The 14017-nt window shown below is 66.8% G+C and carries 11 protein-coding genes and 1 pseudogene; 10 read left to right on the top strand and 2 right to left on the bottom strand.

From position 1 onward, the window contains the following. Positions 1–10: 10 nt before the first annotated feature. Positions 11–1738, top strand: coding sequence for an L-arabinonate dehydratase (gene araD, locus ASC95_RS04665; protein ID WP_057297051.1), 1728 nt, complete (start codon positions 11–13; stop codon positions 1736–1738). Positions 1739–1841: 103 nt separating this feature from the next. Then, positions 1842–2552 (top strand): ribonuclease activity regulator RraA, encoded by a 711-nt coding sequence (locus tag ASC95_RS04660; protein ID WP_057296566.1) that lies wholly within the window; start codon positions 1842–1844, stop codon positions 2550–2552. On the opposite strand, the gene ASC95_RS04655 is transcribed toward ASC95_RS04660, so the two are convergent. Next, entirely contained in the window at positions 2539–3810 is a 1272-nt protein-coding gene (locus ASC95_RS04655) for an SGNH/GDSL hydrolase family protein (protein WP_162250714.1), read from the bottom strand. The two genes, ASC95_RS04660 and ASC95_RS04655, sit on opposite strands and share 14 nt — an antisense overlap. A gap of 500 nt (positions 3811–4310) precedes the next feature. Then, a complete protein-coding gene (locus ASC95_RS04650; RefSeq protein WP_057296564.1) occupies positions 4311–4517 on the bottom strand; it encodes a hypothetical protein in 207 nt (68 codons plus the stop codon). A gap of 246 nt (positions 4518–4763) precedes the next feature. Between ASC95_RS04650 and ASC95_RS04645 the strand changes: the two genes are divergently transcribed. From ASC95_RS04645 to ASC95_RS31635, 8 genes and pseudogenes are all read left to right on the top strand, one after another. Beyond that, a complete protein-coding gene (locus tag ASC95_RS04645; protein WP_057296563.1) occupies positions 4764–5375 on the top strand; it encodes an OmpA family protein in 612 nt (203 codons plus the stop codon). 248 nt (positions 5376–5623) lie between these two features. Continuing rightward, a complete protein-coding gene (locus ASC95_RS04640; protein WP_162250713.1) occupies positions 5624–6679 on the top strand; it encodes a LacI family DNA-binding transcriptional regulator in 1056 nt (351 codons plus the stop codon). Between the two features lie 556 nt (positions 6680–7235). After that, a partial coding sequence (locus tag ASC95_RS04635) for a glycoside hydrolase family 5 protein (protein ID WP_235537687.1) occupies positions 7236–8735 on the top strand: 1500 nt, incomplete at its 5' end. 478 nt (positions 8736–9213) lie between these two features. Beyond that, the coding region (locus ASC95_RS04630) for a glycoside hydrolase family 5 protein (RefSeq protein ID WP_235537686.1) at positions 9214–10710 on the top strand (1497 nt) is incomplete at its 5' end. A 125-nt stretch (positions 10711–10835) separates the two neighbouring features. After that, a complete protein-coding gene (locus tag ASC95_RS30365; protein ID WP_157255951.1) occupies positions 10836–10973 on the top strand; it encodes a hypothetical protein in 138 nt (45 codons plus the stop codon). A gap of 137 nt (positions 10974–11110) precedes the next feature. Then, a complete protein-coding gene (locus ASC95_RS04625) occupies positions 11111–12622 on the top strand; it encodes an arabinofuranosidase catalytic domain-containing protein (RefSeq protein ID WP_082567476.1) in 1512 nt (503 codons plus the stop codon). Between the two features lie 130 nt (positions 12623–12752). After that, positions 12753–13216: pseudogene (locus ASC95_RS32410) on the top strand (nucleoside hydrolase-like domain-containing protein); the annotation flags it as partial. A 1-nt stretch (position 13217) separates the two neighbouring features. Then, positions 13218–14017, top strand: an 800-nt coding sequence (locus ASC95_RS31635; RefSeq protein WP_235537685.1) for a DUF1593 domain-containing protein, incomplete at both ends; no start/stop codon positions are given.

Raw genomic sequence — 14017 nt, 5'->3', positions numbered from 1 at the left:
TTCGCTGCCCATGACCAAGACACCCGAAGAGCTGCGCAGCGCGCGCTGGTTCGCCAAGGACGATTTCCGCAGCTTCGGCCACCGCAGCCGTGTGCTGCAGATGGGTTATGCCGCCGAGGACTTCATCGGCAAACCCGTTATCGCCATCATCAACACCTGGAGCGACGCCAACCAGTGCCACACCCACTTCAAGCAGCGGGTGGAGGACGTCAAGCGCGGCGTGCTGCAAGCGGGCGGCTGGCCGCTGGAGCTGCCGGCCATTTCGCTCAGCGAAAGCATGGTCAAGCCAACCTCCATGCTCTACCGCAACTTCCTCGCGATGGAGACCGAGGAGCTGTTGCGCAGCCACCCGGTGGACGGCGCCGTGCTGATGGGCGGCTGCGACAAGACCACGCCCGGCCTGTTGATGGGGGCCCTGAGCATGGGCCTGCCCTGCATCTACCTACCGGCCGGCCCGATGCTGCGTGGCAACTGGCGCGGCCAGGTGCTGGGCTCGGGGTCGGACGCCTTCAAGTACTGGGACGAGCGCCGCGCCGGGCGCCTGTCTGACCAGGCCTGGGCCGAGATGGAGGCAGGCATCGCGCGCAGCCACGGGACCTGCATGACCATGGGCACGGCGGCCACCATGATGGGCATTGCCGAAGCGCTGGGCTTCACGCTACCGGGCGCGAGCAGCATCCCCGCGCCGGACGCCAACCACATCCGCATGTCGGCGGAATGCGGCCGGCGCATCGTGCAGATGGTGTGGGACGACCTGACGCCGGCGCGCATGCTCAGCGCGGGCAGCTTCGCCAACGCGATTGCGGTGGCCATGGCGATGGGCTGCAGCACCAACGCCATCATCCATCTGGTGGCCATCAGCCGCCGCGCCGGGCTGCCGGTGACGCTGGACGACTTCGACGCGGCCAGCCGCCATGTCGGCGTCATCGCCAACATCCGGCCCAGTGGCGACGCCTACCTGATGGAGGACTTCTTCTACGCCGGCGGCCTGCCGGCCCTGATGAACGTGATGCGGGAGAAGCTCGACGTCGACGCAATGACGGTCAACGGCCGCAGCGTGCGCGAGAACATTGTGGGCGCCGAAGTGTTCAACGCCGACGTCATCCGGCCGCTCGACAACCCCATCTATGCCGAGGGCGCGCTCGCCGTGCTGCGCGGCAACCTGGCGCCGGACGGCGTCGTCATCAAGCCCAGCGCCGTCGCGCCCCACCTGCTGCAGCACACCGGCCGCGCGCTGGTGTTTGACGACTACCCGAGCCTGAAGGCCGCCGTCGACGACCCCGACCTCGACGTGACCGGCGAAGACATCCTCGTGCTGCGCAACGCCGGACCCAAGGGCGCCGGCATGCCCGAATGGGGCATGCTGCCCATCCCGACCAAGCTGCTGAAAGCGGGCGTGACCGACATGCTGCGCCTGTCGGACGCGCGCATGAGCGGCACCAGCTACGGCGGCTGCCTGCTGCATTGCAGCCCCGAAGCCTTCGTCGGCGGGCCGCTGGCGCTGGTGAAGACGGGCGACCGCATCACCGTCGACGTGCCGGCCCGGCGCATCCATCTCGAAGTCAGCGACGAGGAACTGGCCGCCCGCCGCGCCGCCTGGACACCGCCGCCCGCGCGCTACGAGCGCGGCTACGGCTGGATGTTCGGCCGCCACATCCTGCAGGCCCACGAGGGCTGCGACTTCGATTTCTTGGAAACCAGCTTCGGCGCACCGGTGCCCGAGCCGGTCATCTATTGAACTGAAACCCAATGCAACCACAGAGTCACAGAGGCACTGAGGAAAGCTCAACGCTCTTCTCTGCGTCTCCGTGCCTCTGTGGTTGCATTCCTGGAACTTGCTCATGAATCTAAATACCCGCAAGAAGCTGATGTGCGTCAGCACCGCCACCCTCTGCACCGCCCTTTTCAAGCGCGGCCTGCGCGGTCAGTTCATCCAGGACGTCAGGCCGCTGAACCCCGGCCTGCCCAACATGGTCGGCCCGGCCTACACGCTGCGCTACATGCCGGCGCGCGAGGACCTGAACGACATCAGCGTGTTCAAGGACCGCGCCCATCCGCAGCGCAAGGCCGTCGAGGAATGCCCCGAAGGCGCCGTGCTCGTCATCGACAGCCGCAAGGATGCTCGCGCGGCCTCGGCCGGCGGCATCCTGGTGGCCCGGCTGATGGTGCGCGGCGTGGCCGGCGTCGTCACCGATGGGGGCTTTCGCGACAGCCCGGACATTGCCCGCTACAGCATGCCGGCCTATCACTCGCGCCCGAGCGCACCGACCAACCTGACCCTGCACCAGGCCATTGCCATCAACGAGCCGATCGGCTGCGGCGATGCGCCGGTGTTCCCGGGCGATGTGATCGTCGGCGATGCCGAGGGCGTCATCGTCATCCCGGCCCACCTGGCCGACGAGATCGCGAACGAATCCGTCGAGATGACCGTCTTTGAGGACTATGTGCAGGACAAGGTGATGGGCGGCCGCAGCGTGCTGGGCCTGTACCCGCCGACCGATGCCGACGTGGCTGCGGACTTCGCGGCCTGGCGCCAGCTCAAGGGGCGCTGACCTTCTCGCAACGCCTGTCGAGCACTTCGACAGGGAAGGCTTCCGCCATCACACGATAGCCGGCCAGGGACGGATGCAGGCCGTCGTTGTCGACGTCGGCGCGCAGGTAGGCCGGCCGCGCCGGGTCGCGCATCAACGCGTCGAAGTCGACCAGGGCATCGAAGCGCCCAGGCTCGCGCAGCCAGGCGTTCAGCGTCTGCCGGTCGGCCTCGTTCTCGACCTGCGGCGCGTAATAGCCGCTGCCCGAATACGGCATGACGGTCGACGCGATCAGGCAGACGCCGCGGGCACGGGCGCGCGTGGCGAGATCAGTGAAACCCGCCTTCATCTCGGCCAGCAGCGCGGCGCGTGACTCGGGCGTCGTCGGCCGCCCGCGGTGACTGACACCGAGATCGTTGACGCCGATCAGCACGACGGCATGTGTGGCACCGGTTCTTTCCAGCACGTCGCGGTCAAAACGCGACACGAGGTTGGGACCGAGCCCGTCGCGCAGCAGGCGCCCGCCGCCGATACCCGTGTTGATGACCGAGACCTCCCGCTTTTCGGCCACCAGGCGACGCGACAGCACATCGGTCCAGCGCAGGTAGCTGCCCGAGGGCACGCCATAGCCGTCGGTGATGGAGTCACCTGTCGCGACGAGGACGGGCAACGCCCTGGCGGCCCGCACATCCACGGCTGCCAGATGCCGCCAGCCCTCCTGGGCCACAGCATCGGGCCAGTCCGCCATGCCAACGCGATCGCCTGACACCGCCCAACTGCGGATGCGCGAACCTGGATGCACGCTGGCCAGGGTCGGCCCGGCCTGTACATGCATCTGCACGGCGACATCGGCCTGGCGCGGCACGGCGAACTCGACCGCGTCGCTCCAGATCTCGGCATGCGCCGGCACGACGACGCCGCGCTGGCCGCCAAAGCTCAGTGGCCGCAGGCTGGCTGCCTTCACCACCAGGCCATCCGCCTGGGCCACGCTGACGCCGCCCAATGCCAGAGGTTCGGCGCCAAAGAGATTGCTGATGCGCACTCGCAAGGCCTTCCCCGCAGCGTCCACGCGCACGATCTGGCGCAGGCTGACGTCGTGCATCGGCTGGCGCCAAGGGGGCTGGACATCGGCTGGCGACGCCTGCTCCAGCTGCGCGCTGGCCCAAGCCGCCAGCCAGTTGCCGCCGGCATCGCCTCGCAGCGGGCTGGCGCACGCAGCCAGCAGCAGTACGGCAGTCAGCAAGCCGAAGCGGAAGTTCGCTCTTGGAGATGGGCTCATGCCAAAATGATAGCGCAACCATTTGCCCATCATCCGGCGCGATCCGCAGACGCATTACCGGGATCAGGCCAGCCGTGTCAGGTGCGCGTGGGCCAAGTGCAGGCGCCATTCGTCGCCTGCTTGTTGCTTTGCAGGCCAATCTGCCGAGTCTTGCTCAGTGCAGCCGCGCATTGCTCGATATAGGCCTTGCTCGAGTGCCACGGCCCCGAACAGAAGCTGTCACTTTGAAGAGTGACTCGGGGGGGTGTAGATCACCCGCCACAACAGTAGCTTTTCCACTTCAGCGACTTTGCTAACGCCCTGCCGAAAGGGTACGGAACGTCACCTTAATCCTCAGCGTCCCTACTCAATAGACACGCACCGAATGCTGCCAAATTCACGCAGCCGCGCCGCCTTCGCCGGCGCACCGGATTGACACTCGCAGCGTTGCAGGTGTCCACCTGCACGCGTTGTCCAGAACTCCCGGCTTGCCTTTTCAGCAGCGGAGCCCTGCGCGCCGGTCATCCGCGTACCGGCGCCTGGGCCAACTGGGCCGACCAGAGAGGTTGCTTCGTGAGTTCCGCGACGGTGGCATCGTCGGCCGTCACCGCGTATTCATTGCTGCTGCGCTCAACAAAATAGGCAGAACGGTAGCGCTGCAGCAGCCCCCCGAGTGCCCTGCGGGCCTGATTCGAAGGGCCATTGAAGACGAGGGTCAGCGTGGTCATGATCGGTGCTTTCATCAAGGGGCCGAGGTCATCCCGTCGGCCCTCCTTGAACGCCAGGCCTGCGGTGCGGTTGACGTTCGAGCTTGATACAGCTTGTGAGCACCGCCCAACCCGTAGCGCATTGGCCCGCAACGGTAAGGCTTTGTTCAGCCGGGTTAATGGCGCAAGGATTGCTCACAGCTCGGTACGTTCGTCCGTGAAGGACTGCCTACATTCGCACCACTTTCCTCCTCCACGAGACTACCGATGTCGAGACTTTCGCCCCTGATCGTCGCCAGCAGCGTCATGTTGCTGAGCGCTTGCGCCACCAAGGATTTCGTCAAAGAGACAGTCGCTCCGGTGCAGACCAGCGTGGACGGTCTTGGCACCCGCGTGCAGGCGCATGACGACAGCTTCAAGGCGCTGGAAGGCCGGTTGCAGGGCAGCGATGCGCGCATCGCGACCTTGGAGCAGGAGGCTGCGGCGCGCGCCCAGGCCGCCAAGAATCTGCCCAAGCCGCCCGGCCTGCTGATGAGCACCGTGCTGACCGATGACAAGATCAAATTCAAGTCGGGCCGCTTCCAGCTCACCGAGGAGGCCGGCCAGGAACTCGATCAACTCGTCACCAAGCTCAAGGCCGACAACCAGCCGGTGTTCATTGAAATCCAGGGGCACACCGACGCTACCGGCAGCGACGCGGGCAACCAGCAACTGGGCCTCAAGCGGGCCGAAGCCGTGCGCCTGCACCTGGCCCGCGCCGGCCTGCCGCTGGCGCGCATGGCAACGATCAGCTACGGCGAATCTGCCCCCCTGGCCGACAACAACACCCGCGAAGGCCGCAGCACGAACCGGCGGGTTCAACTGATCGTGATGCGCTGAGCTGGCGGGAGCCTCTCGGCTCTCGCCCGGTATCAACCATTGCCTGCGCGGCGCGATCCGCCGATCGGCACGCGCCCCTGGTGGCCAGGTGAATTGCTCGACCGGGTTACTGCCGGCTTCCAGCCGTGACGACGCCGAGCTTGCGGGCGGCCCGGTGCTAAAGTGCGCCGCTCACTCAAACCCGCCGCCGGTCAGTGTCCGCCTCGACACCCAAGCCTACCCAGCCGACAAAAAGTCGTCGTCACAGATTGCCGACGCTCGCCGACGTCGCGCGAGAAGCTGGCGTGTCAGATGTAGCGGCATCCTGCGCGCTCAACGCCGGCAAGGGTTCGACACGCGTATCCATGGAAACGCGTGAACGGGTGCTGGCAGCGGCCGAGCGCCTGCGCTACCGGCCCAACGCGACGGCGCGTGCGCTCAGCCGTCAACGGGCCAACGCCATCGGCTTCGTCGCCAACATTGCCAATGAGGAACCCAACCTCTACTTCCTGGAGGTGTTCAACGGCGTCGTGCGCGGCGCGACCGAGGCTGAGCAGGCGACATGCGTCTTCCCGCTAGGCGGCTGGGAAGAAGCGCCCAAGCGCATCCCCGCGCTGTGTGACGGCCGCGTCGACGGGCTGGTCGTTCTGGCGCCGTATCTGGAAGATGACAGCACGAATTGGCTGCCTCCCCATACGCCCTTGGTCACGATCCACGCGGGCATGCAGTTGCAGGGCCAGGTGAACGTCGAGGCGGACGACGAGGCCGGCGGCTTTGGCATCGTGCGCCACATGCTTGAACTCGGTCATCGCCACATCCTGTGCGTGGGCGGGCCGCCGCACACCAAGGGTGCGGACCGCCGTGTCGAGGGCTTCTTGCGCGCGCATGCCGAAACCGGCGTCGAGGTCGGTGCCCACCATGTGATCCGTACCTGGTTCACCGTGCAGGGCGGCCGAGAGGCGATGGAGACGTGGCTGCAGGGCCACCGCGGTGAACGCTTGCCCGAGGCCATCTTCTGTGGCAACGACGCCATCGCGTTCGGTTGCATGGAAGCGCTGGAGGCGCGAGGCCTGAGCGTGCCTCGGGACATTTCGATCGCTGGCTTTGACGATACCTTGCTGGCCCGCACCCTGCGCATGACGACCGTGCGCCAACCCCTGCTCGAAATGGGTCGTCAGGCGGTCAACGTCCTCATGCAATTGATCGAGGCGCAGCGCAGCGGACAGACATACGAGGGCCCGCGCAACATTGTCCTGCCCGTTGAGATCCTTCCCGGCCGGACCTTGATCGCCCCTGCGCGCGGCGCGGTGCTGATGATCTCCTGAAGCTGTAAGCAGGTGCAGCTGCGCCGATGGTTTCCCCTAATTAGTTCGGTTGTCGGCCGAATTAAGATGACCTCGCGGCACTGCTGCGCATTTTTTTCGCCGAATGATTCGGCGTCGAATCAATCCTCGCATGGTGCTCACGCCGACTTGCCAAGCCTCCGACCACCCGGATCAACCGGCGGCGGTAGCCATGCACGCCCACACCACGTCGAGCCGCCGCGGGCCACCGCGCCCGCGCCGTTTTGAGCCCGGCCCGGCCCGCAGGACCGGGTTCTGGCGCTGCCGCTGGCAGTCCATCGTTGTCGTCGGGATGTAGCCATGCATTGAAGCTGCATCTTTCATAACGCTCGTGACCGGAGGAGACAACCGGCCGAGCACTTTCAACCCTGAAAGGTAGAACATGAGAACCCTGATACCTGCACTGCTGCTCGCCTTCGGCGTGAGCGCAGGCACCCTCGCCCAGGCGCAAAGCTGCGGCAGCGGCGGCGGCGCCACCGTCTGCCTGAGCGCCACCGGCAGCGCCAACGACAACCAGCTCAGCTGGACCGTCAGCGGNGTCACGCGCCTGGAGGTCTACCGCGACACCGACAGCGACCCCGCCGGCCGCAGCCGCATCGCCGTGCCCGCCACCAACGCCAGGAACTACGCCGACGGCTCGGCCAACACCGGCACGCCCTACTGGTACTGGGTCAAGTTCACGACCAGCGCCGGCAGCTACAACTCCGGCTCGGCCTCGGCCACTCGCGGCAGCAGCTGCGCGCCGACCGCCGTCACGCCGTGGGTCAACGTCAATGGCTCGTGGACGCAGACCGCCTCGGGCACCGTCAGCCCCGGCGGCTCGGCCATCCTGGGGCCGCAACCGATCACTGGCGGCATGTGGACATGGAGCGGCTGCGGCACCGCAGGCGGCTCGCGCGAGCAGACCATCACGCCCACTGCCAGCTGCACGGCCACCGCCACCTACACCAACAGCTGCGGCGCCCAGAGCACAGAGGCTTTCGTGATCACCGTGCCCGGCTCCATGCGCGAGCTGACGAGCGTCCAGCTGTCGCAGCAGATGTCGCCCGCCTGGAACCTGGGCAACACGCTGGACGCCGTGCCGGCTGAAACGTCCTGGGGCAACCCTATGGCGAGCCAGCAGTTGCTCAACGCGGTGAAGGCGGCCGGCTTCAAGACCGTGCGCATTCCCGTCACCTGGAACCAGTACGCCGACGCCGACGGCAACATCAACCCGAGCTGGATGGCGCGCGTCACGCAGGTCGTGGGCTACGCCCGCAACGCCGGCCTGTATGTCGTGCTGAACACCCACCACGAAGGCGACTGGCTGATCCCGACCTACGCCCGCCAAGCCAGTGCCAACGCGCGCCTGGCCCGGATGTGGACGCAGATCGCCAACAACTTCAAGGACTACGACGACTACCTGCTGTTCGCCGGCACCAACGAGATCATGGTCGCAGGCGACTACAACCCGCCGACGGCCGAGTACCAGGCTGTTCAGAACGGGTTCAACCAGGTCTTCGTCAACGCGGTGCGGGCCACGGGCGGCAACAACGCCAAGCGCCATCTCGTCGTGCAGGGCTTCAACACCAACATCAACGCGACCTACGACGGCTTCGTCAAGCCCAACGATCCGGCGACGAACCGGATGTTCATCGAGGTGCACTTCTACGATCCGTTCAACTTCGCGCTCAACGACAAGAGCGGCATCTGGCAGTGGGGTTCGATCGCGACCAACCCGGCCGCGACGGAGACCTGGGCCAACGAAGCCTACGTGGACGCGCAGTTCCAGAAGATGAAGACCCGCTTCGTCGATGCCGGCATGCCCGTGCTGATGGGCGAGTACGGCGCCATCCTGCGGACCGAGTACGACCCGGCCGGCACCTACCGCACCTACTGGACCAAGTACGTGACCAAGTCCGCCTACCAGCACGGCATCGTGCCGACATGGTGGGACCCGGGCTACACCACCAACCACGCATCGGGCTTGTTTGATCGGTCGAGTGGCAACCAGGCCTTCCCGGACCTGATCAAGACCATCGTCGACAACGCCAAGTGATGTGACGAAACCAAGCCCGTGAAGACGACGGCCGGGGTCGTGCCTTGCACGCCCCGGCCGCATCGGGTTCTGGCCGCCGCTGCGCCAGCCGCCAAGATCAAACACACCGAGAGACACCCTATGAAGTTCCTCGCTTCCTTCTCCGTCCTGGTGGCCGCGCTGGGTGCGGCCCCGCTGGCCCAGGCGCAAAGCTGCGGCAGCGGCGGCGGCGCCACCGTCTGCCTGAGCGCCACCGGCAGCGCCAACGACAACCAGCTCAGCTGGACCGTCAGCGGCNGCCCAGGCGCAAAGCTGCGGCAGCGGCGGCGGCGCCACCGTCTGCCTGAGCGCCACCGGCAGCGCCAACGACAACCAGCTCAGCTGGACCGTCAGCGGCAACGTCACGCGCCTGGAGGTCTACCGCGACACCGACAGCGACCCCGCCGGCCGCAGCCGCATCGCCGTGCCCGCCACCAACGCCAGGAACTACGCCGACGGNGTCACGCGCCTGGAGGTCTACCGCGACACCGACAGCGACCCCGCCGGCCGCAGCCGCATCGCCGTGCCCGCCACCAACGCCAGGAACTACGCCGACGGTTCGGCCAACACCGGCACGCCCTACTGGTACTGGGTCAAGTTCACGACCAGTGCCGGCAGCTACAACTCCGGCTCGGCTTCCGCCACGCGCGGCAGCAGCTGCGCGCCGACCGCTGTCACGCCGTGGGTCAACGTCAACGGCTCGTGGACACAGACTGCCTCCGCGACCGTCAACCCCGGCAGCTCGGCCATCCTGGGGCCGCAACCAATCTCGGGCGGCATGTGGACCTGGAGCGGCTGCGGCACCGCGGGCGGCTCGCGCGAGCAGACGATCACGCCCAGCGCCAGCTGCACGGCCACGGCCACCTACACCAACAGCTGCGGCGCCAAGAGCACGCAGGCGTTCGCGATCGCCGTGCCCGGATCCATGCGCGATCTGACAAGCCTCCAGCTGTCAAAGGAGATGTCGCCGGCCTGGAACCTGGGCAACTCGGTGAACGCCGTACCCGACGAGACTTCCTGGGGCAACCCCATGGTGAACCAGCAACTGCTCACCGCGGTGAAGGCGGCCGGCTTCAAAACCGTGCGCATTGGCGCCGGTTGGAGCCACCATGCCGATGCCGACGGCAACATCAGCGCGGCCTGGATGGCCCGCGTCGCCCAAATCGTCGGCTATGCCCGTAACGCCGGTCTCTACGTCGTGTTGAACAACCATGAAACCGAGTGGACGGACCCGACCTACGCCAACCAACCGGTTGCCAACGCGCGCCTGGCCAAGCTGTGGACGCAAATCGCCAACCACTTCAAGAACTACGACGACTACCTGCTGTTCGCCGGCACCAACGAGATCATGTTCCATGGCGACTACGGCCCGCCGACGGCCGAGTACCAATCCGTTCAGAACGGGTTCAACCAGGTCTTCGTCAACACGGTGCGGGCCACGGGCGGCAACAACGCCAAGCGCCATCTCGTGGTGCAGGGTTTCAACACCAACATCAACTACACCTACGACGGCTTCGTCAAGCCCACCGACTCGGCGGCCAACCGGTTGTTCCTCGAAGTGCACTTCTACGATCCGTACAACTTCGCGCTCAATGACCAAAGCGGCATCTGGCAGTGGGGTGCGATCGCGACCAATCCGGCCGCGACCGAGACCTGGGCCAACGAAGCCTACGTGGACGCGCAGTTGCAGAAGATGAAGTCCCGCTTCGTCGATGCTGGCATGCCCGTGCTGATGGGCGAATACGGTGCCATCCTGAGGACCGAGTACGACCCGGCCGGCACCTACCGCACCTACTGGACCAAATACGTCACGAAGTCCATGGTGCAGCACGGCATCGTGCCGGCATGGTGGGACCCGGGCTACATCACCAATCACGCGTCGGGGCTGTTCGATCGCTCGACCGGCGCCCAGGCCTTCCCGGAACTGATCAAGGCCATCGTCGACAACGTCAAGTGATGTAAAGCAGGGCAGCGACACGACGCCCCCCCCCGCCGTCGGCGACGGGTCGCCGGCCCACGCCAGCGCTTTCGAATGGAAATCGAGCGAGGCGCTGATCCAGCCGTCGGCCGAGGCATCTCGCCGTGGGAAACGCCTTCGGACCAAACCCGGCCGTTGAACTGGAAAAAGTCAAGCAGTACGAATACATCGAGCTGCCCTATCGCCTGGGCCTGATCACCGCAACCGGCCCCAACGCCATCAGCGCGGTGTGCAAGAAATGAAAGCCCGCCCCGCCGCCGCAGCGGTGTGGGTCTCACCTGTGCCGCCCACGGGCACATCGACAGGGGCGCTGGAACCGGCGCCTGCCCTTTGATCAGCGCCATCGCGCCTTGTCATCAACGAACCCGACCCTTTTGCCATGAAGTACAGCAAACGACTCGTCGTTCTCTCCGTCATCACCACGAGCCTGCTGGCTGGCTGTGGCGGTGGTGGCGGCAACGCTCCTCCTCCCGCTCCTGCTCCTGCTCCTACACCTACGCCTTCGGCTGCGCAGCGGCCCTGCGATATCTACGCCGCCGGCGGCACGCCGTGCGTCGCGGCGCACAGCACGACGCGGGTCCTGCTCTCGACCTATACGGGGCCGCTGTACCAGGTACTCAGGCAATCGGACAGTGCAACGCTCGACGTCACCGCGCTTTCCAACGGCATCGCCAACGCTGCGCTGCAGGACGCCTTCTGCACCGGCGCGACCTGCCTGATCAGCGTCATCTACGACCAGTCGGGGCGCAACAACCACCTCACGCAGGCGCCGCCCGGCTTCTTCAAGGGGCCGGCGGCCGGCGGGTACGACAATCTCGCTGTCGCCAACGCGGCGCCGTTGACGCTCTCGGGCCAGAAGGTCTACGGCGTCTACATCCCACCGGGAACCGGCTACCGCAACAACGCCACCAATGGCATCGCGGTGGGCGATCAGCCCGAAGGCATGTACGCGGCCCTCGACGGGTGGCATTTCAACTCGGCATGCTGCTTCGACTACGGCAATGCCGAGACGAGCTCGACCGACACCGGCAACGGCCACATGGAAACGATCTACTTCGGCAACCAGTCCGCCTGGGGCACCGGAGCAGGCCCGGGCCCCTGGATCATGGCGGACCTGGAGAACGGCCTGTTCTCAGGCCGCGACCCGCACCTCAACGCGAACGATCCCACGATCACCAGCCGCTTCGTCACGGCCATCGTCAAGGGTGAGCCGAACCACTGGGCGATCCGCGGCGGCAACACACAGGCCGGTTCGCTGTCGACCTTCAATGACGGCGTGCGCCCGAGCGGCGGGTACACGACCATGAGCAAGGAGGGCGCGATCGTCCTGGGCATCGGCGGTGACAACAGCAACGGGGGACGGGGGACGTTCTACGAGGGCGCCATGACGTCGGGCTATCCGTCGGACGCGACCGAGGACGCCGTCCAGGCCAATCTCGTCGCGGCGAAGTACGCGGTCGACACTTCCACGACGCTGACAGGCCGTGCGATCAAGAATGAGTACAACGGCCTCTGTCTCGACGACCACAACTCGGCGACCGCGGCCGGCTCGCCCGTCGTGCAATGGACGTGCAACGGGTCGGCGGCGCAGCAATGGAATATCGTGCCTGCGGCCGACGGCTACGTCACCATCGTCAACGTCAAGAGCGGCCTGTGCCTCGACGATACCGACGGGAAGACCGCCCCCGGCTCCACCATCCAGCAGTACACCTGCAACGGCCAGGCCGTGCAGCAATGGCGCCTCGTCAACGCGGACGGCGGCCAGCTCAACATCGTCAACCGCAACAGCAACCTGTGCCTGGATGACTTCAACGGCGGGAAGACCCCCGGCGCCGAAGTCCGGCAGTGGCAGTGCACAGGCGGGGTCGTGCAGTGGTGGAGCATTCTTTGACATCGCTGGCGGCCGTCACACCCCCGCAGATCGAGGCCGACAAGCAGGTGGCCGTGCTTGAGTTCGACACTGACTGACCAGAGGCCTACCTACGCTCTTGTTCGCGGCCACCTCCTAACTCAATGACCCGATGCAAATCACCGCGAGACTCTTTGCGATCGCCCTGCTGGTGATCGGCTCTGCCGCCATCGCGCGGAACACCGAGCCTGTCAACTTCCAGCGGGCGAGCGCGACGACGCTCGTAGCGCCGGCCGTCAAGCCGCGCCTCATCGTCCTCACCGACATCGAGAACGAGCCCGACGACACCCAGTCCCTCGTGCGGCTGCTGCTCTACGCCAACGACATCGAGCTGCGCGGTCTCGTGGCCACGACCTCGGTGCACATGAAGCAGGGCGTGCATCCCGAGTCGATCAAACGGGTGATCCAGCGCTACGCCCAAGTACTGCCCCGGCTGCGCCAGCATGACCGCGCCTATCCCGATGCCGCGCAGCTGCACGCCCGCGTCGTGACGGGGCAGCTCGGGTACGGCCTGCAGGCCATCGGTGATGGCCGTGACAGCCCCGGCTCCGAGCTGCTGCTGCGTGAGCTCGAACGNGCCCGCGTCGTGACGGGGCAGCTCGGGTACGGCCTGCAGGCCATCGGTGATGGCCGTGACAGCCCCGGCTCCGAGCTGCTGCTGCGTGAGCTCGAACGCCCCGATCCGCGCCCGCTGTGGGTCAGCGTCTGGGGTGGGGCCAACACGCTGGCGCAAGCCCTGCACAGCCTGCGCCGCGCGCACCCGAAAGCAGCCGTCGACGCGGCCGTCAGCCGCCTGCGCGTCTACACCATCTCCGACCAGGACGACACCGGTGCCTGGCTGCGCCGCGAGTTCCCGGGCCTGTTCTACATCGTCAGCCCCGGCAGCTATGCGCGCCCCACCTGGGCCGCGATACACCGCGAGATCGAGGGCATCGACAACCAGCACGTCAGCAACGCCTGGATCGTCCGCAACATCCAGCAGGGCCACGGCCCACTGGGCGCCGCCTACCCCGACATCGCCTACGGCATGGAAGGCGACACGCCGTCCTTCCTCGGCATCATTCCCAACGGCCTGAACGCGCCCGAGCATCCCAACTGGGGCGGCTGGGGCGGGCGCTACGAGCTCTACACCCCGCGCCGCGAGGACACCGACCCGGACGGCTTCACCGGCGGCGTGCCCGTCGAGCAGGAGACTCGCCCGATCTGGACCAACGCCGTGGACCGCTACCGGCCCGCGGTTCCTGCAGCCTACGGCCGCCCCGTCAAGCCCGGGGAGCGTGAGTTCAACGACGCGCTCGTGACGCTGTGGCGCTGGCGCGAGGCCATCCAGAACGACTTCGCCGCCCGCATGCTGTGGACGACGCGTGCGCCCGCCGA

Source organism: Pelomonas sp. Root1217, assembly GCF_001425705.1.
Classification (GTDB): domain Bacteria; phylum Pseudomonadota; class Gammaproteobacteria; order Burkholderiales; family Burkholderiaceae_C; genus Pelomonas.
This window is presented reverse-complemented; position numbering and strand designations above follow the sequence as displayed.